The sequence below is a fragment of the Streptomyces sp. NPDC050988 genome, from assembly GCF_044456225.1.
Lineage (GTDB): Bacteria > Actinomycetota > Actinomycetes > Streptomycetales > Streptomycetaceae > Streptomyces.
This window is the reverse complement of record NZ_JBITFQ010000017.1, coordinates 72,271-94,260: the sequence shown is the minus strand read 5'-3', so window position 1 is coordinate 94,260 and position 21,990 is coordinate 72,271. Positions and strand designations below refer to the sequence as shown.

General features: G+C 70.9%; 19 protein-coding genes and 5 tRNA genes. 8 read left to right on the top strand and 16 right to left on the bottom strand.

From position 1 onward, the window contains the following. Positions 1 to 19: 19 nt before the first annotated feature. Positions 20 to 2,230, bottom strand: coding sequence for an ATP-dependent DNA helicase RecG (recG, locus tag ACIBEI_RS30485; protein WP_398893427.1), 2,211 nt, complete (start codon positions 2,228 to 2,230; stop codon positions 20 to 22). 163 nt (positions 2,231 to 2,393) lie between these two features. Between recG and ACIBEI_RS30480 the strand changes: the two genes are divergently transcribed. After that, on the top strand, positions 2,394 to 4,241 hold the full coding sequence (locus tag ACIBEI_RS30480) for an HSP90 family protein (RefSeq protein WP_398893426.1): 1,848 nt from the start codon (positions 2,394 to 2,396) through the stop codon (positions 4,239 to 4,241). Next, positions 4,238 to 7,195, top strand: coding sequence for a tetratricopeptide repeat protein (locus tag ACIBEI_RS30475; RefSeq protein WP_398893425.1), 2,958 nt, complete (start codon positions 4,238 to 4,240; stop codon positions 7,193 to 7,195). The genes ACIBEI_RS30480 and ACIBEI_RS30475 overlap by 4 nt, the downstream gene beginning before the upstream one ends. A gap of 115 nt (positions 7,196 to 7,310) precedes the next feature. On the opposite strand, the gene ACIBEI_RS30470 is transcribed toward ACIBEI_RS30475, so the two are convergent. Next, a complete protein-coding gene (locus ACIBEI_RS30470; RefSeq protein ID WP_398893424.1) occupies positions 7,311 to 9,167 on the bottom strand; it encodes a DAK2 domain-containing protein in 1,857 nt (618 codons plus the stop codon). 248 nt (positions 9,168 to 9,415) lie between these two features. On the opposite strand from ACIBEI_RS30470, the gene rpmB reads away from it, so the two are divergent. Next, positions 9,416 to 9,601: a 50S ribosomal protein L28 gene (gene rpmB / locus ACIBEI_RS30465; protein WP_004924906.1), complete on the top strand. Its 186-nt coding sequence runs from the start codon at positions 9,416 to 9,418 to the stop codon at positions 9,599 to 9,601. Between the two features lie 113 nt (positions 9,602 to 9,714). Here the strand turns inward: rpmB and thiD are convergent, their stop codons facing one another. Then, positions 9,715 to 10,533, bottom strand: coding sequence for a bifunctional hydroxymethylpyrimidine kinase/phosphomethylpyrimidine kinase (thiD, locus tag ACIBEI_RS30460; RefSeq protein ID WP_398893423.1), 819 nt, complete (start codon positions 10,531 to 10,533; stop codon positions 9,715 to 9,717). After that, on the bottom strand, positions 10,530 to 11,495 hold the full coding sequence (locus tag ACIBEI_RS30455) for a thiamine-phosphate kinase (protein ID WP_055614018.1): 966 nt from the start codon (positions 11,493 to 11,495) through the stop codon (positions 10,530 to 10,532). Before ACIBEI_RS30455 ends, thiD begins: the two co-directional genes overlap by 4 nt. A 206-nt stretch (positions 11,496 to 11,701) precedes the next feature. Between ACIBEI_RS30455 and ACIBEI_RS30450 the strand changes: the two genes are divergently transcribed. Together ACIBEI_RS30450 and ACIBEI_RS30445 are read left to right on the top strand one after the other, a co-directional pair. Next, positions 11,702 to 11,935 carry an Lrp/AsnC ligand binding domain-containing protein gene (locus tag ACIBEI_RS30450; protein ID WP_055614017.1) on the top strand — a complete coding sequence of 78 codons (234 nt, stop codon included), beginning with the start codon at positions 11,702 to 11,704 and terminating at the stop codon, positions 11,933 to 11,935. Between the two features lie 20 nt (positions 11,936 to 11,955). Beyond that, on the top strand, positions 11,956 to 12,465 hold the full coding sequence (locus ACIBEI_RS30445; RefSeq protein ID WP_398893422.1) for a DUF3515 domain-containing protein: 510 nt from the start codon (positions 11,956 to 11,958) through the stop codon (positions 12,463 to 12,465). A 128-nt stretch (positions 12,466 to 12,593) separates the two neighbouring features. Here ACIBEI_RS30445 and ACIBEI_RS30440 read toward each other — a convergent pair whose 3' ends face one another. From ACIBEI_RS30440 to ACIBEI_RS30430, 3 genes are all read right to left on the bottom strand, one after another. Next, positions 12,594 to 13,754, bottom strand: a complete 1,161-nt coding sequence (locus ACIBEI_RS30440; protein ID WP_398893421.1) for a D-alanine--D-alanine ligase family protein — start codon at positions 13,752 to 13,754, stop codon at positions 12,594 to 12,596. Positions 13,755 to 13,944: 190 nt separating this feature from the next. Continuing rightward, positions 13,945 to 14,964, bottom strand: coding sequence for an NAD(P)H-dependent glycerol-3-phosphate dehydrogenase (locus tag ACIBEI_RS30435; protein WP_200395667.1), 1,020 nt, complete (start codon positions 14,962 to 14,964; stop codon positions 13,945 to 13,947). Next, positions 14,961 to 15,842 (bottom strand): lysophospholipid acyltransferase family protein, encoded by an 882-nt coding sequence (locus ACIBEI_RS30430; protein ID WP_398893420.1) that lies wholly within the window; start codon positions 15,840 to 15,842, stop codon positions 14,961 to 14,963. Before ACIBEI_RS30430 ends, ACIBEI_RS30435 begins: the two co-directional genes overlap by 4 nt. Positions 15,843 to 15,986: 144 nt before the next feature. On the opposite strand from ACIBEI_RS30430, the gene cofC reads away from it, so the two are divergent. Both cofC and ACIBEI_RS30420 read left to right on the top strand, forming a co-directional pair. After that, positions 15,987 to 16,619 (top strand): 2-phospho-L-lactate guanylyltransferase, encoded by a 633-nt coding sequence (gene cofC, locus ACIBEI_RS30425; RefSeq protein WP_398893419.1) that lies wholly within the window; start codon positions 15,987 to 15,989, stop codon positions 16,617 to 16,619. 105 nt (positions 16,620 to 16,724) lie between these two features. Next, positions 16,725 to 16,937 (top strand): hypothetical protein, encoded by a 213-nt coding sequence (locus tag ACIBEI_RS30420; protein ID WP_398893418.1) that lies wholly within the window; start codon positions 16,725 to 16,727, stop codon positions 16,935 to 16,937. A gap of 66 nt (positions 16,938 to 17,003) precedes the next feature. Here ACIBEI_RS30420 and ACIBEI_RS30415 read toward each other — a convergent pair whose 3' ends face one another. The 4 genes from ACIBEI_RS30415 to leuC all read right to left on the bottom strand — a co-directional run bounded on the left by ACIBEI_RS30415 (position 17,004) and on the right by leuC (position 20,355). Then, positions 17,004 to 17,648, bottom strand: a complete 645-nt coding sequence (locus tag ACIBEI_RS30415) for an HU family DNA-binding protein (RefSeq protein WP_055614013.1) — start codon at positions 17,646 to 17,648, stop codon at positions 17,004 to 17,006. 138 nt (positions 17,649 to 17,786) lie between these two features. Next, positions 17,787 to 18,017, bottom strand: coding sequence for a hypothetical protein (locus ACIBEI_RS30410; RefSeq protein ID WP_055614012.1), 231 nt, complete (start codon positions 18,015 to 18,017; stop codon positions 17,787 to 17,789). A 302-nt stretch (positions 18,018 to 18,319) separates the two neighbouring features. After that, positions 18,320 to 18,913 carry a 3-isopropylmalate dehydratase small subunit gene (gene leuD, locus ACIBEI_RS30405; protein ID WP_269650693.1) on the bottom strand — a complete coding sequence of 198 codons (594 nt, stop codon included), beginning with the start codon at positions 18,911 to 18,913 and terminating at the stop codon, positions 18,320 to 18,322. A gap of 5 nt (positions 18,914 to 18,918) precedes the next feature. Further along, the gene (gene leuC / locus ACIBEI_RS30400) at positions 18,919 to 20,355 is read right to left on the bottom strand and encodes a 3-isopropylmalate dehydratase large subunit (protein ID WP_398893417.1); all 1,437 of its coding nucleotides are present in this window, start codon (positions 20,353 to 20,355) and stop codon (positions 18,919 to 18,921) included. 189 nt (positions 20,356 to 20,544) lie between these two features. Here leuC and ndgR point away from each other — a divergent pair, with 189 nt between their 5' ends. After that, positions 20,545 to 21,261: an IclR family transcriptional regulator NdgR gene (gene ndgR / locus ACIBEI_RS30395; protein ID WP_200395674.1), complete on the top strand. Its 717-nt coding sequence runs from the start codon at positions 20,545 to 20,547 to the stop codon at positions 21,259 to 21,261. Positions 21,262 to 21,413: 152 nt separating this feature from the next. On the opposite strand, the gene ACIBEI_RS30390 is transcribed toward ndgR, so the two are convergent. The 5 genes from ACIBEI_RS30390 to ACIBEI_RS30370 all read right to left on the bottom strand — a co-directional run bounded on the left by ACIBEI_RS30390 (position 21,414) and on the right by ACIBEI_RS30370 (position 21,928). Next, positions 21,414 to 21,486 (bottom strand) — tRNA-Glu (locus ACIBEI_RS30390). 28 nt (positions 21,487 to 21,514) lie between these two features. Then, a tRNA-Gln gene (locus ACIBEI_RS30385) sits at positions 21,515 to 21,586 on the bottom strand. A 20-nt stretch (positions 21,587 to 21,606) separates the two neighbouring features. Further along, a tRNA-Glu gene (locus tag ACIBEI_RS30380) sits at positions 21,607 to 21,679 on the bottom strand. 62 nt (positions 21,680 to 21,741) lie between these two features. Continuing rightward, positions 21,742 to 21,814, bottom strand: a tRNA-Glu gene (locus tag ACIBEI_RS30375). Between the two features lie 42 nt (positions 21,815 to 21,856). Further along, positions 21,857 to 21,928, bottom strand: a tRNA-Gln gene (locus ACIBEI_RS30370). Positions 21,929 to 21,990: the final 62 nt, after the last annotated feature.

Sequence of the window (21,990 nt, the reverse complement as noted above, 5' to 3'; positions counted from 1 at the left end):
TGACGGGGCGCTCCGGTGCTCAGCCCTTCTCCAGGTACTGCTCCCTCTCCTCGTCCAGCAGGGCCTGGAGGGCTGTGCGCAGGCCGGGGAGGTGTTCCAGGTCCGGGTCGGACTCGACCACCGCGGAGGCCTCCTCGCGGGCCTCGGCGATGATCTCCTCGTCGTCGATGACGGCGAGCATCCGCAGTGAGGTGCGGGCGCCGGACTGGGCCTGGCCGAGGACATCGCCCTCGCGGCGCTGTTCGAGGTCGATGCGGGAGAGCTCGAAGCCGTCGAGGGTCGAGGCGACCGCGGTCAGCCGCTGGCGGGCCGGGCTGGCCTCGGCCATCTCGGTGACCAGGAGGCAGAGGCCCGGGGCGGAGCCACGGCCGACGCGGCCTCGCAGCTGGTGGAGCTGGGAGACGCCGAAGCGGTCGGCGTCCATGATCACCATCGCGGTGGCGTTCGGGACGTTCACCCCGACCTCGATGACCGTCGTGGCGACCAGCACGTCCGTCTCACCCGCGGCGAAGCGGCGCATCACGGCGTCCTTGTCGTCCGGGGGCATGCGGCCGTGCAGGACCTCGACCTTGAGTCCCTGGAGCGGGCCCTTGGCCAGTTGGTCGGCGACGTCGAGGACCGCGAGGGGCGGGCGCTTCTCGGCCTCGTCCTCCGGGGACGGCTTCTTCTTGGACTTCTTCGGGTCGTCGTCCTCGTCACCGATCCGCGGGCAGACCACGTACGCCTGATGGCCGTTGGACACCTCCTCGCGCACGCGCTCCCACGCGCGCGAGAGGAAGTGGGGTTTGTCGGCGGCCGGGACGACATGGCTGGCGATGGGCGAGCGGCCGGCGGGGAGCTGGTCCAGGACGGAGGTCTCCAGGTCGCCGAAGACGGTCATGGCGACCGTGCGCGGGATCGGGGTGGCGGTCATCACCAGGAGGTGCGGGGGCTGTTTTCCCTTGCCGCGCAGGGCGTCCCGCTGCTCGACGCCGAACCGGTGCTGCTCGTCCACGACAACCAGGCCCAGGTCGTGGAACTGCACCTTGTCCTCGATCAGCGCATGCGTCCCGATGACGATCCCGGCCTCGGCGGTGACCAGGTCGAGCAGTGCCTGCCTCCGCCCGGCCGCCCCCATGGACCCGGTGAGCAGCACCACCTTGGTGGAGTGCTCGGCGCCACCGAGCATGCCGCCCTCGGCCAGCTCCCCCATCATCTCGGTGATCGACCGGTGGTGCTGCTGGGCGAGCACCTCGGTGGGCGCGAGCATCGCGGCCTGACCGCCCGCGTCGACGACGGCGAGCATGGCGCGCAGGGCCACCATCGTCTTCCCGCTTCCGACCTCTCCCTGCAGCAGCCGGTGCATCGGATGCTCGGTGGCCAGGTCGTCGAAGATCTCCTTGGTGACCTTCTGCTGGCCCTCGGTGAGAGTGAAGGGGAGCTTGGCGTCGAAGGCGGTCAGCAGGCCGTCCTTCTTGGGTCTGCGGGCCACGGCGGGCAGTTGGGCGTCCGCGTGGCGGCGGCGGGCCAGGGCGACCTGGAGGACGAAGGCCTCGTCCCACTTGAGGCGGGAGCGGGCGTCCTCGATGTCCGCCTTGGTGTGCGGGCGGTGGATCTTCAGCAGGGCCTCGGGGAGGGGGACCAGACCGCGGCCGGCCCGCAGGGACTCCGGCAGTGGGTCGGTGGCCTCCTGGGCGCTCGGCAGCACCGTCTGGACCGCCTTGGCGATCTTCCAGGACTCCAGCTTGGCGGTGGCGGGATAGAGCGGGATGAGGGCGCCCGCCCAGGTGTCCACCGTCTCGGACACGTCCTCGCCGCGCAGCAGCTCGTACGCCGGGTGGGCCAGCTGGAGGCGGCGGTTGAAGACGGAGACCTTGCCCGCGAACAGCGCGCGCGTGCCGGGCAGGAGCTCCTTGTGGGGCTTGTGCACGCCGTTGCCGAAGAAGACCAGCTTGAGCTGGCCGCTGCCGTCCGTGATGGTCACTTCGAGGCGCTGGCCCTTGCCCCGGGGGGCCTTGGGCGAGGAGAAGGTGAGCAGGCGGGCGTCGGCGACCTGGGCGACCACCGTCGCATGCTCGTCCAGGGGCAGGTCGGCGAGGTGGGTGAGCTGGCCGCGCTCCTCGTACCTGCGGGGATAGTGGTGCAGGAGGTCGCCGACGGTGTGCAGGCCGAGGTGCTCGGCCATCACCTTCGCGGTGGCGGGTCCGAGCACCTTCTTCAGTGGTTCTTCGAGCGCGGGCACGAGATCCATTGCACACCACCGCACTGACAATGCCGTATACGTCCCAGAAATCCGCTGGTCAGACGGCTGGTTCGGGGCCTAGGATGTCCGGCTCCGGCCCTGTTCGCGGTCACCTCGTCTTGGGACCGCCCGACCCCGCGCCGTCGCACGTCCCCCCACCGGCGCAGCGACGATGGACTCCCAGATCTCACAGTCAGCTCAAGGCTCCCAGTCACCCCATACGTTCCAGGTCGACCTGCGCGGCCTCGTGGACCTTCTCTCCCACCACCTCTACTCCAGCCCCAAGGTCTATCTGCGTGAGCTGCTGCAGAACGCCGTGGACGCGATCACGGCCCGGCGTGCCGAGCAGCCCGACGCGCCTGCCCTGGTGCGGCTGTTCGTCGAGGGCGGCCCGGGCGGTGCCCTTCGTGTGGAGGACTCCGGGATCGGGCTCACCGAGACGGACGTGCACAGCCTCCTGGCGACCATCGGCCGCAGCTCCAAGCGGGCGGAGGGCCTGGAGTCGGCGCGCTCCGACTTCCTCGGGCAGTTCGGCATCGGCCTGCTCGCCTGCTTCGTGGTCGCCGAGCGCATCCGGGTGGTCAGCCGCAGCGCCCGTACGCCGGACGCACCGCCCGTGGAGTGGACGGCGGCCGACGACGGCTCGTACACGGTCCGTACGCTGCCTCACGAGGCCCGCCCCGAGCCGGGTACGACCGTGTACCTGGTGGCGCGGCCGGGCGCGGCCGACTGGCTGTCCGAGGAGCGGGTCCTCTCGCTGGCCCGGGACTTCGGATCACTGCTTCCGTACGACGTACGGGTGGGCGAAGAGGCGGTCACGGACCTTCCGGCGCCCTGGGACCGCGCGTACCCGAGCCCCGCCACCCGAAGGGTGGCCCTGGGGCGGCACTGCCACGAGCTGTTCGGGTTCACACCGCTGGACTCGATCGACCTGGACGTGCCGCTCGCCGGGATACGCGGGGTGGCCTACGTGCTGCCGTCCGCCGTCAGTCCCGCCCAGCGCGCCGGTCATCGCGTGCACCTGAAGGGCATGCTGCTCACCGAGCGGGCCGAACAGCTGCTGCCCGACTGGGCGTTCTTCGTGCGCTGCGTCCTCGACACCGACAGCCTGCGGCCCACAGCGTCCCGGGAGGCGCTGTACGAGGACGAGGCCCTGGCGGGCGTACGGGAGGCGCTGGGTGAGCGGATCAGGGCCTGGCTGACGGGGCTCGCGGCCGGTGATCCCGAGAGGCTCGCGGCCTTCCTGTCGGTGCACCACCTGGGCGTGAAGTCCCTGGCGCGGCACGACAGCGAGATGCTGCGCACGATGCTGCCGTGGCTGCCCTTCGAGACGACCGACGGGCAGCTGTCCCTGGAGGAGTTCGCCCAGCGGCACCCGGTGGTGCACTTCACGCGGTCCGTGGAGGAGTACCGCCAGGTCGCGCCGATCGCGTCCGCGCAGGGCGTGGGTGTCGTCAACGGCGGCTACACGTACGACAGCGAGCTGGTCGAGGCGCTGCCCTCGGTGCGGCCCGGGACGGTCGTGGCGGAGCTGGACGCCGACACGGTGACCGCACATCTGGACTCGGTCGACCCGGCGGTGGAGCTGGCCCTGTCGGCCTTCCTGGGGGCCGCGCGGGCCAAACTCGACCCCCTGGGGTGCGATGTGGTCCTGCGCGCCTTCCATCCCCTCTCCGTGCCCGCACTGCACCTGGACGACCGGGCGGCCCGCCACGAGCAGGCGCGCGCGGACGCCGAGGAACAGGCCGACGACCTGTGGGCGGGCATCCTCGGCTCGCTGCGGGGCAGCGCCCCGCGCGCGCGGCTGGTGCTCAACCACCTCAACCCGTTGATCCGGAAGATCAGTTCGCTCGACGACCGGGAGCTGATCGGGACGGCGACGGAGTCCCTCTACGGCCAGGCCCTGCTGATGGCGCAGCGCCCGCTGCGACCGGCGGACTCGGCGCTCCTGAATCGGGCGTTCATCGGCCTCCTGGAGTGGGCCACCCACAGCGACTCCCCGGAGGAGGGCCCCCGATGAGCCGGACCGGTGAAAACATGGACTTCGACGCGCTGCGCCGGGCGATGCAGGAGAACTACGAGCAGCCGGAGGGCCCGGCCCGCAACGCGCGCGCGGAACTCCTGCTCGCCGAGGCCGAGAAGCTGAACATCCCGCTCGCCGTGATCGAGGCGCTCGGCCACCAGCTGAAGGTCTACAACTACAGCTCCGAGAAGGACAAGATGTTCGTCCCCTTCGCGCGCCTGCTGCGCATGTGGGACGAACGGCCCGAGGACTTCGACGAGTACGAGACCCACTCCCTGCACTGGGTCTTCAAGTGGGTGTCCTCCGGAATGGTCGGCCAGCCGCACGTTCCGCTCGCCTCCATCGAGAAGTGGCTCGGCGAGATGGAACGCCGCTACCGCCTCGCCGGTCACTCCGAACGGGCGGTCCGCAGCACCGAGTTCACGGTCGCGCGGTCCATCGGGGACCTGGCGCGGGCCGAGCGGGCGTACACCGCGTGGCTGGCCGCCGACCGGGACAGCATGGCCGACTGCCACGCGTGCGAACTGCACGACCAGGGCTGGTGGCGGGCCGAGCGGGGCGCCGACGACGAGGCCCTTGAGCTGTGGCGGCCCGTGCTGGAGGGCGAGTACACGTGCGCCCACGAGCCGCACGCGGTCCTCGCGTCCTCGCTGCTGCCCCTGCTGCGGCTGGGCCGTCTGGACGAGGCACGGGCCCACCATCTGCGCGGCTTCCGGCTCGTACGCCCCATGGAGAGCATGCGCGGCGCGTACGCCGACCATGTGGAGTTCTGCGCGCTCACCGGCAACGAGGCACGGGCCCTGGAGCTGCTGGCGGAACGTCCCGCCTACTTCACGGACGCCGGGGAACCGCGCAGCCGGATGGACTTCCTGGCCGTGGTCGCCCTGCTGACGGACCGGCTGACCTCGCTCGGGCTCGGCTCGCAGACCGTGCCGGGACCGGCCGGCCGCACCTGGACCGCGGCCGAACTCGCCGCCCACGCGCGCGTGGAGGCCCTTTCGCTGGCGGGCCGCTTCGACGAGCGCAACGGCACGGCGTACGTGAGCGGACGCGTCCGGGAGCGCATGGACCAGCTGCCCTTGGTGGAGCGGCTGCCCTTGGGCGTACGCGCGACGCCGACCGTGGCCGCTCCCGCGCGGCCCGCGCCCGCCTCGTCCACGGATGCCACCGCCGACACCGAGCCGGACCTGGCCGCACTGCTCGCCGAGGCCCGCCGGCTGTCGGCCGCCCTGCACCCGGATTCCGTCGCGGCATGGGCCGCGGTCGCGGAGGCGACAGACGACGAGGAACTGACTCCCCGCGACCGCGCGGAGCTGACCGACCACGAGGCGATGGGCCTCGGCCCCGAGGGCGTGGAGCTGTTCGCCCGCGCCGCCGAGCTGTACGAGGCCGCGGGCGACCCGGGCGAGGCCCTGGCGGCACGCGCGCGTGGAGCGTACGTACTGGCCCTCTCCGGCCGGACCCGCGAGGCGTTGGCCGCGGTCTCGGAGCCGTACGAGCGGGTGCTCGCCCTCTTCGCGGAGGGCGGGACCGGGGTCCAGCAGGCCGCCTCGGTGCTGGTGGGACGGGCGCGCATCCTGCTGCTGCGGGTGCACGAGGCGGCGGAGACGAACGGGGCGGGAGACGGCTCCGCGGCCCTGGCCGCCGCGGAGACCGCCGCACGGGAGCTGCTGGCCCTCGCCGAGCCGGAGGCCCACAACGACGTCCTGGTCGCCTCCCGGGCCGCGGAGGCGCAGGCCACGCTCGGAGAGCTCGCCGCGCACGCCGGGGACGCGGAGAGGGCCGCGGAGCTGCTCACGCGGGCCTCGGAGGCGTTCGTGGCGGCCGGGCTGCCGTGGTTCGCGGTGGAGTACGAGGCCCGGCTCACCGGAATCGCACGCCACCTGGGCGACGCCGAGGCTGCCGAACGCGCGGCCAGGGCGGCGCTGGAGCACGGCGCGGATTTCCTGGAGCCGACCGGTCATGCCCAACTGCACCTCCAGCTGGCCGAGATACTCGGTGCCACCGGGCAGTTCGGTCCCGCCGCCGACCACGCCCTGGAGGCGTCTCACTGGGCCGACGAGGGCGGCGAGGGGCCCACGCTCGGCGCCTGGGCCAGACATCAGCTCGGTGGCTTCCTGCTGCGTCAGGGGCGGTGGGCCGAGGCCGCGGAGGTCCTGGAGTCGGCGCTGCCGGAGCTGAGCGCGCAGACGCACGGCGACGGGGCGATCGTGCAGACCCACTGGTGGCTCGGCGACTGTCTCACCGAACTCGGCGAACACCGCGAGGCCGCCGAACACTGGCTCCAGGCCGCCGAGATCGCCCGGCAGTGGCCCGAGCAGCACGACCACGCGATGCTCGCGCATCTCGCCGCGGAGGCCCTCGGCCACGCCGAGCTGCTCCCGGAGGCGGAGCAGGCTTACGCGCGCGCCGGTGACCTCTGGCGGTCCCTCGGCAACGTCCACGGGCTGATCCGCTCCCTGCGGGCGCGCGCGTGGCTCGCGGTGCGCGAGGAGGGCTCGGGGCTCGACACGGCACGCGAGTTGATGGGCGAGGCGGTCCGCGCGTGCGAGGACGAGGTACCCGACGGCAACGGTGCCGACGAGGCACGCGAGCAGCTCGTCGCCGAACTCGCCCAGACCCACCGGCAGTTCGGCGATCTGGTCGCCCGCTCCGCGCCCGACGACGCCGAGGACGAGGCGATCTACGCCCTGTTCGAGGAGGCCCTGGCCCACGTCACGCTGGCCGTCGCGGGCTTCCTCTCCCTCGGCGAGGACGCCCTGCACAGCCGCACCGGCGCCCAACTCGCCGCGGGGTGGCTGGAGGCGGACCTGGAGCATCCCGACTGGGCGGCTACGCGCGCGCGTGAGGTGCTCGCTGCGTACGCGGACGGGGACAGCTCGGACGAGACAGTGGTCGCCCGGCGCGGTGAGGCGGAGCGTCTGCTGCGGGCGACGGAGTCGAGCGTGTAGCGCTCCGCGCGAGGGGCTGTTCTTTGTCTGCGGGTCGGCTGTGGCTGGTCGCGCCCACGCGGCGGAGCCGCAAATGTCACAGCCCCGCGCCCCTTCGGGGCGCGGAAACGGCCCCCTATTCCACGCCGATCAGCAGCAGCGCCCCCTGGCGGCCGCCCCGGTACACGACCGTGTCCACGGCCAGGTAGGACTCGCGGACGCGGGATTCGAGGTGGGCCGCGATCGTGTTGGGGGCCTCGTCGCCGAGGACCAGGGTGACCATCTCGCCGCCCGCCGCGAGCATGCGGTTCAGGACCGCCTCGGCGGTGGCCGTGACGTCGGAGCCGATCACGGCGACGTCGCCCTCGATGAGGCCGAGGATGTCGCCTGCCTGGCAGATGCCGGCCATGGTCCAGGACTGGCGTTCCGCGACCTCGACCTCGGCGTACCGGGTCGCACCGGCGGCCGAGGTCATCGCGACGACGTCCTCGTCGAAGCGCCGCCCGGGCTCGTGCACGGCCAGTGCCGCGATGCCCTGCACCGCGGACCGGGTGGGGATCAGCGCGACCCGGACGCCCTCGGCGCGGGCCTGCTCGGCCGCCGCGGCCGCGGTGTGGCGCAGCTCCGCGTCGTTCGGCAACAGCACCACCTCGCGCGCGTGGGCCCGCCGTACGGCCTCGACCAGCTCACCGCTGGCGGGCGGCTCCCCGGGGCGCGCGAGGACGGTGGTGGCCCCCGCCTCGGTGTAGAGCACCGCGAGGCCCTCTCCGGGGACGACAGCGACGACCGCGCGCTCGGCCCGCTCCCGGACCGGCCGGCTTCCGGCGCCCGTCGTGTGCGCGTCGTCCAGCCCGAAGTGTGTGATCCGGATCCGGTACGGCCGTCCGGCCTCGACACCCGCCTCCACGGCCGCGCCGGCGTCGTCGACGTGCACGTGGACGTTCCACAGGCCGTCCCCGCCGACCACGACGAGCGAGTCACCGAGTGCGTCGAGCCGGTCCCGCAGCCGCGTCACGGCCGCGTCCTCCGCCTCCAGGAGGTAGATCACCTCGAAGGCCGGCCCGCCCTCGTCGGGAGCGGGGGTTCCGTCCGCGCACTCCCCCACCTCTCCGAGGGGTTCCGTCACAGCGGCGTCCACGCGCGCGTGGGGCGCTGTCGTGTCCGGACCAGCCCCCACGCGTGCGTGCCCCGCGAGAACCGGCACCGCGAGCGCGGCGGGCGCCTCGCCCGTCAACGTCTCCACCAGCGCGCCCAGCACGGCCACGAGCCCGCGCCCGCCCGCGTCGACCACCCCGGCCCGCTCCAGGACCGCCAACTGCCCGGGAGTCGCCGCGAGCGCCGCCCGCGCGCCCTCGTACGCCGCACGCGCGACCGCCCCGCAGTCGCCCTCGGCGTCCGTGGCCGCGTCGGCGGCGGCCGAGGCGACCGTGAGGACCGTGCCCTCGACCGGGTGCACGACGGCCTGCCGGGCCGCGTCGGCCGCGCGGCGGAGGGCGAGCCCCAGCCCCTGCCCGTCGGTGTGTGTCGCGTCACTGTCGGCGGCGAGCACCTGGGCCATGCCCCTCAGGAGCTGCGCGAGGATCGTCCCGGAGTTCCCCCGGGCCCCTATGAGCGCGCCGTGCGCCATCGCGTGCACCGCGTCGGCGAGGGCGGGCCCCTCGGGCACCCGGCCGGGAGAGACCGCCTGCCCGGCGACGGCCTCGTGCCCGTCCATGTCTTCGTGCCCGTCCAGGGCTTCCCGGCCGTCGAAGGCTTCCGGCTCATCGGGGGCGTCTTTACCGCCCGCAAGTGCGGCATGACCCGCGAAGACGGCCTCGACCGCCGCGGCCGCCGACTCCACGGTCAGGTACAGATTGGTGCCGGTGTCCCCGTCCGCCACGGGGTACACGTTGATCGCGTCGATCTCCTCGCGCGCGCGGCCCAGTGCCCGCAGCGCGAGGCCGCACCATGCACGCACCGCGGACGCGTCCAGTCTCTGCGGCACCTGCGGCACCTGCGCCTCCTTGAGCAGCCGAACGTCCGACGCAGCGTAGACCCCGGTCAGGCCTCCACCGGAAGAGGGCCGGGCCAGGTCCCCGGGCCAGACATGGTAGTTTCGTTGTACGGACGCAGTCGTTGTATGCTGCTCCGGTTGCCCGATCCGATCGGGCCTTCCTCCTGGCACCGCCACTCAGATCCTAGATCTTGATCCCGGCATGCCGGGATCATCCGTAAGAGCATCTGAAGTCTTTGGAGTGACCCGTGGCTGCCAACTGCGACGTCTGCGGCAAGGGGCCGGGCTTCGGCAACAACATCTCGCACTCTCACCGCCGTACGCCCCGTCGCTGGAACCCGAACATCCAGCGCGTCCGTACCGTGGTGGGCGGGACGCCGAAGCGCGTGAACGCTTGCACCTCGTGCATCAAGGCCGGCAAGGTCTCGCGCTGACGCTCTGCTAGCGCGCGGCCACTGCTGGTTCGCTGCTCAAAGCCGGTCCACTTCACGGTGGACCGGCTTTTTGCTGTGCCCGCAGACAACGACGTAAACGCTTGCGCAAGCGTTTACGCGCCGCCCGTCCCGAACCGCCACCCATGATCCACCGGCCCGATCCCGCCGCCGAGCGCGAAGCCGCCCGCGATCGCCCCGGTGACGTACTCCTTCGCCGCCTCGACCGCCGCCGGCACCGCCTGCCCCTTCGCGAGCCCTGAGGCGATGGCGCTCGCGAGGGTGCAGCCCGTCCCGTGCGTGTGCCGGTTGTCGAACCGGGGCGCCCGCAGCCAGTACTCCTCCGAGCCGTCCGTGAGGAAATCAACGGCGTCGCCACTGAGGTGACCGCCCTTGATGAGCACCCACGTCGGCCCGTACGACAGCACGGCCGCCGCCGCGCGCCGCATCCCCTCCTCCGACTCCACCCGCAGGCCGGTCAGCTGGGCCACCTCGTCGAGGTTCGGCGTCGCCACCGTCGCGACGGGCAGCAGCTTCGTGCGTACGGAATCCAGCGCGGACGCGGCGAGCAGCGAGTCGCCGTGCTTGGAGACGCCGACCGGGTCGACGACGGAGGGCACGGCCGTGCCGCCGATCAACTCGGCGACGGCCTCGACCAGTTCGGCCGAGGCGAGCATGCCGGTCTTCACCGCGTCGACGCCGATGTCGTCGACCACGCTGCGGTACTGCGCGCGCACCGCCTCCACCGGCAGTTCCCAAGCGCCTTGTACGCCGAGGGAGTTCTGCGCGGTGACGGCGGTGAGCACGCTCATGCCGTGGACGCCGAGCGCGAGCATCGTCTTCAGGTCGGCCTGGATCCCGGCGCCGCCACCGGAGTCGGAACCCGCGACCGTCAGGACCCTGGGCGGGGCACCTGCACGGGACGAGGCACTCATGACTCGATGTCCGCGAAGTGGTCCCAGCCGCCCTTGCTGGTCCACGGCGCCCCGTCGACCGTGACCTGCGGCAGCGCCGACGGGTTGAGGACCTCGCCGATCACCTTCCAGCGGGCGGGCAGTTTCACGTCCGGCGGGAAGGTCGCCACGATCGCGTGGTCCTCGCCGCCGGTGAGCACCCACTGGAGCGGGTCCACGCCGACTGCCTGGCCGATGTCGTTCATCTGCGTGGGGATGTCGACGGCGCCGGAGCGGACGTCGATGCGCACCTTGCTGGCCTCGGCGATGTGCCCGAGGTCGGCGATCAGCCCGTCGCTCACGTCCGTCATCGAGGTCGCGCCGAGCCCGGCGGCCGCGGGGCCCGCGTGGTACGGCGGTTCCGGACGCCGGTGGGCCTCGACGAAGGCGCGCGGTGAGCGGAAGCCGCGGGAGAGAACGGCGTGCCCGGCCGCGGACCAGCCCAGCCAGCCCGTCACGGCCACCACGTCACCGGGCTGGGCACCCGCGCGCGTGACCGGCTCGTGGTTGCGCAGATCGCCGAGCGCGGTGATCGCCACGGTGATCGTGTCGCCGCGTACGACATCGCCGCCGACCACCGCCGCGCCGGCGACCTGGCACTCGTCGCGGATGCCGTCCATCAGCTCGGACGGCCAGGTGGCCGGAAGTTCGGCCGGGACGACCAGGCCGAGCAGCAGCGCGGTCGGCACGGCGCCCATCGCGGCGATGTCCGCGAGGTTCTGCGCGGCCGCCTTGCGACCGACGTCGTACGCCGTGGACCAGTCGCGGCGGAAGTGCCGACCCTCCAGGAGGATGTCGGTGCTCGCCACGACCCTGCGGTCGGGGGCGGCCACCACGGCGGCGTCGTCGCCCGGCCCGACGCGTACCGCCGGAGTGGTGGTGAGCCGTGAGGTGAGCTCCTTGATGAGCCCGAACTCCCCCAACTCGCCCACGGTGCCCTTCATCGTTGTACGTCTCCTTTTGTTGCTGCGTCCGCCCGGTCGCGGGCCGCCTCCGACCTGGGTACGGTCGATTCGACCGTCAACCTGTGCGGTCCGTGCACCCCTTCGCGGGGGCCCCTGCCCCCGCGGGTCTCCCCGCGGCGCGCGGCGACGCGATACCGTGGCGTTCCTTTTCCCCACATGATCCTCGTGGCCGCCCTGGAGGTTCCGTGGTACAGGCGTACATCCTGATCCAGACGGAGGTCGGCAAAGCGTCGACCGTCGCCGAAATGATCAGCAAGATACAAGGGGTGATCCAGGCCGAGGATGTGACAGGACCGTACGACGTGATCGTGCGGGCCCAAGCCGACACAGTGGACGATCTCGGCCGCATGGTGGTCGCGAAGGTCCAGCAGGTGGACGGCATCACGCGTACGCTGACCTGCCCGGTCGTGCACCTGTAGCCCCCGTCTACCCTTGGCCGGTGGACTTCTTCCGTCACCGGCGCTTCTCTTATCCCGGGCTGCCCGCCCTCGTTCTGCTGATCGCGGCCACAGGCTGCTCCTCAGCAGACGACAACACCCGGACCGCGGTTCCCAGTCCGGGCACGAAGGCCACCGAGCTGTGTCAGAACCTGGACAAGTCGCTGCCGGCGAAGGTGGACGGACTGGACCGGGAGGATCCCGAGCCCCGGTCCGCGCTGACCGCGGGCTGGGGAAGCCCGGCGATCATACTGCGCTGTGGTGTACAGCGGCCGCCCAAGATGGTCGACCCCAAGGTCGCCGAGGGCGGTGACGCCGACGCGGTCGGCGGCGGGGTGAACGGGGTGGGCTGGCTGATGGAGAAGCGGGACGACGGGGCGACCCGCTTCACCTCCGCTCAGCGTCTGGCGTATGTCGAGGTGACCGTGCCGGAGGGGCGGGACACCGCCTCTGTGCTCGTCGATCTGGCCGGGGCCATCAAGAAGGCGATTCCCAAGGGGATTGCTGACTGAGGTGGCCCCGGTCGGTTGTCGGCTGCGGGTTCGGTGTGGCTGGTCGCGCAGTTCCACGCGCCCCTAAAAGCCCCGCCGCACCCTCAGAAAAAAGCCACCTGCACCCTCAGAAGCAAGGGGAGCGCGGTCTAGCGCAAGCCAGTAGACCTGCGCAGCGCCGCCTGGATCAGGCGGTCGACCAGTTCCGGGTAGGGCACTCCCGTCGCCTCCCACATCTGGGGGTACATGGAGATGGGCGTGAAGCCGGGCATGGTGTTGATCTCGTTGATGACGAAGGTGCCGTCCTCGGTGAGGAAGAAGTCCGCGCGGACCAGGCCCTCGCAGGAGGCGGCGTCGAAGGCCTCGACGGCCAGGCGCCTGACCTCGGCGGTCTGCTCGGGGGTCAGCGGGGCGGGCACGAGACCGGGCGTCGAGTCGATGTACTTCGCCTCGAAGTCGTAGTAGTCGTGCGACTGCACCGGCGGGATCTCGGCCGGTACGGAGGCCCGCGGGCCGTCCTCGAACTCCAGGACCCCGCACTCGATCTCGCGGCCGCGCAGCAGCGCCTCCACGAGGAACTTCGGGTCGTGCTGCCGGGCCGCCGCGATCGCCTCGTCGAGGCCGGACAGGTCGTCGACCTTGGTGATGCCGATCGAGGACCCCGCGCGCGCGGGCTTCACGAAGAGCGGCCAGCCGTGCTCCCCCGCGAAGTCGATGATCTTCTTGCGGGCCGTCGACTCGTCGAGCTCCCACTCGCGGGGGCGGATCACCACGTACGGGCCGACCGGCAGCCCGAAGGAGGTGAACACCCGCTTCATGTACTCCTTGTCCTGGCCGACGGCCGAGGCGAGCACGCCCGAGCCGACGTACGGGACACCGGAGAGCTCCAGGAGGCCCTGGAGGGTGCCGTCCTCGCCGTACGGGCCGTGCAGCATCGGGAAGACGACGTCGACCTCGCCGAGCGCCTTGGGGACCGATCCGGGCTCGCTGTAGACGACTTCGCGGTTCGCGGGGTCGACGGGCAGGATCACGCCGCCCTCGCTCGACTCGGCGAGTTCCTCGACGTCGGGCGTACGACGCTCGGTGATCGCCATGCGCTCCGGTTCGTCCGCGGTGAGCACCCAGCGGCCTTCCCGGGTGATTCCGATCGGCAGGACGTCGTACTTGGTCCGGTCGATGGCCCGCAGTACGGCTCCGGCGGTGACCATGGAGATCCCGTGTTCGGAGCTGCGCCCGCCGAAGACGACGGCCACGCGCGGCTTGCGAGGCGGCTGCTGCTCAGGGCTCTGGGGAAGGTTCTCAGTGCTCATATCGCGTTGAGAGTACCCGTTGGTAGTGCCCTGAGTCAGCGTGCCCCGGCCCGCGAGTGAGCCGAAGGGGCGCGCCTGTGTCGAGAGACCGAGCGCGCGGAGCGCCCGACGAAGGAGGGTCGAGCACGGTCGGTCTCTCGACACAGGCTTCTGCGCCCCGGAGGCGAACCGAGCGCTAAAAAAGGGGTGCTCAGCGTCGTTCGGGCTTGGCGCTGCGCGACATCATTTCCTTGAGGGCGACGACCGGGGGCTTGCCGTCGTGGACGATGTCGACGACGGTCTCCGTGATGGGCATGTCGACGCCGTGCCGACGCGCCAAGTCCAGTACGGATTCACAGGACTTGACGCCCTCGGCGGTCTGCTTGGTGACCGCGATGGTCTCCTGGAGGGTCATGCCCTTGCCGAGGTTGGTGCCGAAGGTGTGGTTGCGCGAGAGCGGCGAGGAGCAGGTCGCCACCAGGTCGCCCAGGCCCGCGAGCCCGGAGAACGTCAGCGGGTCGGCGCCCATGGCGAGCCCGAGCCGGGTCGTCTCCGCCAACCCCCGTGTGATCAGGGACCCCTTGGCGTTGTCGCCGAGCCCCATGCCGTCCGCGATGCCGACGGCGAGACCGATGACGTTCTTGACGGCACCGCCCAGTTCGCAGCCGACCACGTCGGTGTTCGTGTAGGGGCGGAAGTACGGCGTGTGGCAGGCCGCCTGGAGTCGCTGGGCCACCGCCTCGTCGCTGCACGCGACCACCGCGGCGGCCGGCATGCGGGCGGCGATCTCACGGGCGAGGTTGGGCCCGGTGACCACGGCGATCCGGTCGGCGCCGACCTTCGCGACGTCCTCGATCACCTCGCTCATCCGCATGGCGGAGCCGAGTTCGACGCCCTTCATGAGGGAGACGAGGACCGTGCCGGGGGCGAGGAGCGGCGCCCAGTCCGCGAGGTTTCCGCGCAGCGTCTGGGAGGGCACGGCGAGCACCGTGAAGTCGGCGTCGTGGGCGGCCTCGGCGGCGTCCGTGGTGGCCCGCAGGTTCTCCGGGAGCTCGATGCCCGGCAGGTAGTCGGGGTTCGTGTGGGTGGAGTTGACCGCTTCGGCGAGCTCGGCCCGCCGTCCCCACAGCGTCACGTCGCACCCGGCGTCGGCGAGCACCATGCCGAAGGCCGTGCCCCACGATCCGGTCCCGAAGACGGCCGCCTTGACGGGCTTGCCGGATGTCGTCACTTGCCGTGCCCCTTTTCGTGCTCAACCTCGGTCATTTCCCGCACGGCCTTCTCCGGCGCGGTGTTCCCCTGCGCCGCCTTCTCCCGCACAGCGGTTTCCTGCTCTTCGTGCCCGCGCGTCTCTTCCTGCCCGGGCGTCTCTTCCATGCCCCGCGTCCTGCGCCGCTGCTCGATACGCACCTGGCGCGGGTCGTACGGCGTCGCCGGCGCCTTCTCGCCGCGGATCAGCTCCAGCTGCGCGGTGATCGCGGCCATGATGACCTCGGTCGCCTCCTTCAGGAGGTCGGGGGTCATCTCCTTGTCGTAGAAGCGCGAGAGGTCCACGGGCGGGCCCGCGAGCACCTGATGCGTCTTGCGTGGCAGGAGGTCGGGCTTCTTGGCGTACGGGGCCAGCAGGTGGTTGGCGCCCCACTGGGCCACCGGAATCACCGGGCACCTGGTCTGCAGCGCGACCCGCGCGGCACCCGTCTTGCCGGTCATCGGCCACAGATCGGGGTCTCGGGTCAGGGTGGCCTCGGGATAGAACGCGACGCACTCCCCGCGTTCCACGGCGTCGATCGCGGCGCGATAGGCGCTGAGCGCGTCGGTGCTCTCGCGGTACACCGGGATCTGCCCGGTCCCGCGCATGGCCGCCCCGACGAAGCCCTTCTTGAAAAGACCGCTCTTGGCGAGGAAACGCGGAACCCGGCCCGTGTTGTACTGAAAGTGCCCGTACGCGAACGGATCCACGTGAGAATTGTGGTTCACCGCGGTGATAAATCCGCCCTCGGCAGGAATGTTCTCCATTCCGCGCCAGTCCCGCTTGATCAGAACCATCAGCGGCGGTTTGCAGAGAACCGCTGCGAAGCGGTACCAGAAGCCGATTCTGCGGCGGGACACGCGTACACCTTCCTTCTGTGCCTGGGGGGCCGCACAAGTGTCGCTCCAGGCCGCCGGTCTGTCGAGAACACCGTACGCCCCGGCCACCGGACCGCCAGGGTGCCCGGGTCACAATGGGCGCGACGAGGGAGGGACGGAGCGCGCGTGCAGTGGACCTTGGTCGTACCCCTGAAAGCCCTGTCGCGGGCGAAGAGCAGGCTCGCGGACGCCGCGGCCGACGGCCTGCGCCCGGGGCTCGCCCTGGCGTTCGCGCAGGACACGGTGGCCGCCGCACTGGCCTGCCCGGCGGTCGCGGATGTGGCCGTAGTCACGGGTGATGCGCTGGCCGGTCGCGAGCTGGCCGCCCTGGGCGCCCGCATCGTCCCGGACGAGCCCGGAGGCGGCCTCAACGCCGCTCTGGCGCACGCCGCCTCGGTCGTACGCACCAGAAGCCCGCGAAGTCCGCTGGCGGCCCTGAACGCCGATCTGCCCGCCCTGCGCCCTCTCGAATTGGCCCGGGTCCTCGACGCGGCCGCCGAATTCCCCCGCGCTTTCCTCCCGGACGCCGCCGGAATCGGTACCACTCTCCTGGCCGCGTCCCCGAACCGCGAATTGCTCCCCGCATTCGGCCCCGATTCCCGCTCCCGCCATCGCGCCTCGGGCGCCGCGGAACTCCTCCTGCCCGACGTACTCTCCGTACGCCAGGACGTGGACACGGGCGCGGACCTCCGAGCGGCACTGGCGCTGGGAGTGGGCCCGCGCACGGCAACGGCGGTGGAGCGCCTGAAAGCCGCGTAGGCGGCCTTGAGGGCCGCGAGGAACCGCGCGACCGGCCCACGACCACCCGCGCACGCACACCGCCCTCGGATCCCCACCCCCGAACAAACCGCATACCCTTCCTCCATGCAGGCGACCGCGTACACATACGACCCAGAAACCCGCACGGGCCAGGTACTGCTGGACGACGGCACCCCCGTCCCCTTCGACGCCCTGGCGTTCGACAGGGGCGGCCTCCGGCTGCTCCGCCCGGGTCAACGCGTACGGATCGAGGTCGAGGGCGGGGACGGCGAGGACAAGTCCCGGCACATCACACTCATCACGCTGCAAACGTTCTGAAAACGCCGCGGGCCGGGCTCCCCAGAGGGAGCCCGGCCCGGCGCGTGAGTATCCCAGCGCCCCTGTCTACCTGCGGGCGGTGGCCTTCTTGGCGGTGGTCTTGCGGGCCGCGGACTTCTTGGCCGGGGCCTTCTTGGCCGCCGCCTTCTTCGCCGGGGCCTTCTTCGCCGCCGCCTTCTTGGCGGTGGTCTTCTTCGCCGTGGTCTTCTTGGCGGCCGCCGAGGTCTTCTTGGCGGTCGTCTTCTTGGCCGTCGCCGTGGTCTTCTTGGCCGTCGTCTTCTTCGCGACGGTCCTCTTGGCGGTGGTCTTCTTCGCCGCGGCCTTCTTCGCGGTGGCCTTCTTGGCGGCGGCCTTCTTGACCGTCGCGGAAGCACCGCCGGACAGGCTGCCCTTCGGGGCCTTCTTGACCGCGACCTCGCCACCGCGCGGCAGCTTCTTCGAGCCGCTCACCAGGTCCTTGAAGCCCTGGCCCGCACGGAAGCGCGGCACCGAGGTCTTCTTGACCCGAACGCGCTCCCCGGTCTGCGGGTTGCGGGCGTAACGGGCCGGACGGTCCACCTTCTCGAAGGAACCGAAGCCGGTGACCGACACCCGGTCCCCGCTGACAACTGCACGCACGATGGCGTCCAGTACGGCGTCGACCGCTTCTGCGGCCTGCTGACGCCCGCCGACCTTGTCGGCAATCGCTTCTACGAGCTGCGCCTTGTTCACGTCTTCCCCTTCGGAGACATTGCCAGAACGAAAGTGTTCAAGCTTTTTCGCACGTTAGGCAGATATATACCGCAAATCAAACACGAAACGGGCTAATCACCCTTGTGCCGCAACGAACTGGGGCTGTCGCGAAGTTCCTCAGCGTTCCTCTTCGGGGATTCGGCCCTCGTCGAGGTCCGTCGTGAACCGCTCCAGCCGCCTTGTCGCATCGGCGAGATCGTGCTTGGCCACGGCCGTAATGACCAGCAGCTTCCGGGTCAGCGCCATCCGTACGCCCTCCGGGACTTGCAGTGCGCGCACCCTTGTGTGCGCTTCCTTGAGTTGGGACGCGACTGCCGCATAGAGCTCGAGTTGGCCGTCGTGTTCCATGCACAGATTGTGCCATCTGGGGCGAGTTGTCGCCTGCGCAGGGGGTAACTACCGCCTCCCGAGGGCCTCCTGCGCACCTCCCCACAAGGCTCTGCCGAGACTCGGCTACCCCATCAAAGCCCCTTGAAACAAGGGCAGTTGAGGCCAATCGCAAAGTCCTGAACACCCCTTCCGGAGGCAGACACAGATGTACCCCCAACCGTCCACGATTGGGGGTACAGAGGCCTGTTGCGCTGGCTGGAATCAGCCTTGTGGGGTGCGACTCCGATCGGATCCGAAGGGGTTCGGAGCCCCGAAGGCGATCACACCTGCACGGTCCGCGGCTTGTGTGAGGGCCGCTTGGACTCGTACGCGGAGATGTCCGCCTCGTTCTGCAGGGTGATGGAGATGTCGTCCAGCCCGTTCAGCAGCCGCCAGCGGGCGTTCTCGTCGAGCTCGAAGGCGGCCGTGATGCCCTCGGCACGTACCTCACGGGCCTCCAGGTCGACCGTGACCTCGGCCTTCGGGTCCTTCTCGGTGAGTTCCTGCAGCGCGTCCACGATCTTCTGCTCCAGAACCACTGTGAGCAGGCCGTTCTTGAGCGAGTTGCCGCGGAAGATGTCCGCGAAGCGGGACGAGATGACGGCCTTGAAGCCGTAGTTCTGCAGCGCCCAGACGGCGTGCTCGCGCGAGGAGCCCGTACCGAAGTCGGGTCCGGCGATCAGGACCGTGGCGCCCGTGCGCTCGGGCTGGTTGAGGACGAAGGAGGAGTCCTTGCGCCAGGCCTCGAAGAGCCCGTCCTCAAAACCGTCCCTGGTCACCTTCTTGAGCCAGTGAGCAGGGATGATCTGGTCGGTGTCCACGTTGCTGCGGCGCAGCGGGACGGCCCGGCCGGTGTGCGTGGTGAATGCTTCCATGACTCTCAGACTCCAGCGGGCGTGCGGGCGGCAGACGACTGGTCGTTCAGGTCGGCGGGAGAGGCCAGATGGCCCAGCACGGCGGTGGCGGCGGCGACCTGCGGCGAGACCAGGTGCGTACGGCCGCCCTTGCCCTGCCTGCCCTCGAAGTTGCGGTTGGAGGTGGACGCGGAGCGCTCGCCGGGGGCCAGCTGGTCGGGGTTCATGCCCAGACACATCGAGCAGCCCGCGTGCCGCCATTCGGCGCCGGCCTCCTTGAAGACCAGGTCCAGGCCCTCGGAGACGGCCTGCAGACCGACGCGCGCGGAGCCGGGGACCACCAGCATCCGTACACCGTCGGCGACTTTGCGGCCCTCGACGATCGAGGCGGCCGCTCGCAGGTCCTCGATACGGCCGTTGGTGCACGAACCTACGAAGACGGTGTCGACCTTGATGTCACGCAGCGGCTGTCCGGCCTCCAACCCCATGTATTCCAGGGCCTTTTCGGCGGCGTGGCGCTCCGAAGCGTCCTCGTACGAAGCAGGGTCGGGGACGGACGCCGAAAGGGGCGCTCCCTGGCCGGGGTTGGTGCCCCAGGTGACGAACGGCGCGAGGGAGGCGCCGTCGATGACGACCTCGGCGTCGAATTCCGCGTCCTCGTCCGTCTTCAGGGTCTTCCAGTACGCGACGGCGGCGTCCCAGTCCTCGCCCTCGGGGGCGTGGGCGCGGCCCTTGATGTACGCGAAGGTGGTCTCGTCCGGGGCGATCATGCCCGCGCGGGCGCCGGCCTCGATCGACATGTTGCAGATGGTCATCCGGGCCTCCATCGAGAGCTTCTCGATGGCGGAGCCGCGGTACTCCAGGATGTAGCCCTGGCCGCCGCCGGTACCGATCCTGGTGATGATCGCCAGGATCAGGTCCTTGGCCGTGACGTCCTCGGGCAGTTCGCCGTCGACCGTGATGGCCATGGTCTTGGGGCGGGCCAGCGGCAGCGTCTGGGTGGCCAGCACGTGCTCGACCTGGGAGGTGCCGATGCCGAACGCGAGCGCGCCGAAGGCGCCGTGCGTGGAGGTGTGGGAGTCACCGCACACGACCGTGGTGCCGGGCTGGGTCAGACCCAGCTGCGGGCCCACGACGTGGACGACGCCCTGCTCGACGTCGCCCAGCGAGTGCAGGCGCACGCCGAACTCGGCGGCGTTCTTGCGCAGCGTCTCCAGCTGGACGCGGGAGACCGGGTCCGCGATGGGCTTGTCGATGTCGAGGGTCGGGGTGTTGTGATCCTCGGTGGCGATGGTGAGGTCGAGCCGGCGCACGGGGCGCCCGGCCTGACGGAGACCGTCGAAGGCCTGGGGGCTGGTCACCTCGTGCAGCAGGTGCAGATCGATGAAGAGAAGGTCGGGCTCGCCCTCCGCGCGCCGGACGACGTGGTCGTCCCAGACCTTCTCCGCGAGTGTCCTACCCATCGCTTTCCCTCCGGCCGGCCTGTGTGGCGCCGGCCCAACTAGAGATTTCCGATGCGGCGCGCCCGTACCCCTCGTACCGGGCGCCCTCCGCCGGGCCCGTTGGTCCGCGGGCCGCTGTATCTACCAGGGTGGCGCGTTCCACGGAAAATTGAACTTGCGTTTCACAGAGTGAGACGCGAGTATCGTTTCATGGACAACAGTAGCGGCGTCGGCGTTCTGGACAAGGCAGCCCTTGTCCTGAGCGCCCTGGAGTCCGGTCCGGCCACCCTCGCAGGGCTGGTCGCGGCAACCGGGCTGGCACGACCCACGGCACATCGCCTCGCCGTGGCACTTGAACACCACCGGATGGTGGCGCGCGACATGCAGGGCCGCTTCATTCTCGGCCCCCGCCTCGCCGAGCTGGCCGCGGCCGCGGGCGAGGACCGCCTCCTCGCGACGGCGGGCCCGGTGCTCACCCACCTCCGCGATGTCACGGGCGAGAGCGCGCAGCTCTACCGCCGCCAGGGCGACATGCGCATCTGCGTCGCCGCGGCCGAGCGCCTGTCGGGCCTCAGGGACACGGTCCCGGTCGGCTCCACGCTCACCATGAAGGCGGGCTCCTCGGCCCAGATCCTGATGGCCTGGGAGGAGCCGGAGCGTCTGCACCGCGGCCTCCAGGGCGCCCGCTTCACGGCGACGGCCCTGTCGGGTGTACGGCGCCGGGGCTGGGCCCAGTCGATCGGCGAGCGCGAGCCGGGCGTCGCGTCCGTCTCGGCCCCCGTGCGCGGGCCGTCGAACCGCGTGGTCGCCGCGGTCTCGGTCTCCGGACCGATCGAGCGCCTCACTCGTCACCCCGGCCGGATGCACGCCCAGGCGATCATCGACGCGGCCACCCGCCTCTCGGAGGCCCTGCGCCGCACCGGCTGACGTGCGTCGCGGACCGACGCCCGATCCGACTTCCTCCCGACGGTCGCTTCAACGCCGCAGCGACCGACCGGAGTTGACGTCGACCCGGCGCCCAACACAGAGCCCAACACGAAGAAGCCCTCCCCTGTTGGGGAGGGCTTCTTCGATTGACGTACCCCCGACCGGATTCGAACCGGCGCTACCGCCTTGAGAGGGCGGCGTGCTAGGCCGCTACACAACGGGGGCCTGGATCTTGCGTTTCCGCAGATCCGAGCTGGTCTACCAGGACTCGAACCTAGAATGACGGTACCAGAAACCGTAGTGTTGCCAATTACACCATAGACCAATGTGGTTCATACCAGTTCGTACCCCCGACCGGATTCGAACCGGCGCTACCGCCTTGAGAGGGCGGCGTGCTAGGCCGCTACACAACGGGGGCCCTAGCGATCCTGCATGAGAATCAGTGGGTGCGACCCGGACTGTCTCCCTGGGAAGGATCTGTACCCCCGACCGGATTCGAACCGGCGCTACTGCCTTGAGAGGGCAGCGTGCTAGGCCGCTACACAACGGGGGCTTTGCGGAGTTGATCTCCGCGGTTGCAGATGAGCTCTGCGAGCTGGCCTACCAGGACTCGAACCTAGACTAACGGAACCAGAAACCGTCGTGCTGCCAATTACACCATAGGCCACTGAAACACAAACCCCCGCAGGGATCCTGCTTTAGCGTGCGCCTCCGGTCCGGCCTTTCGGC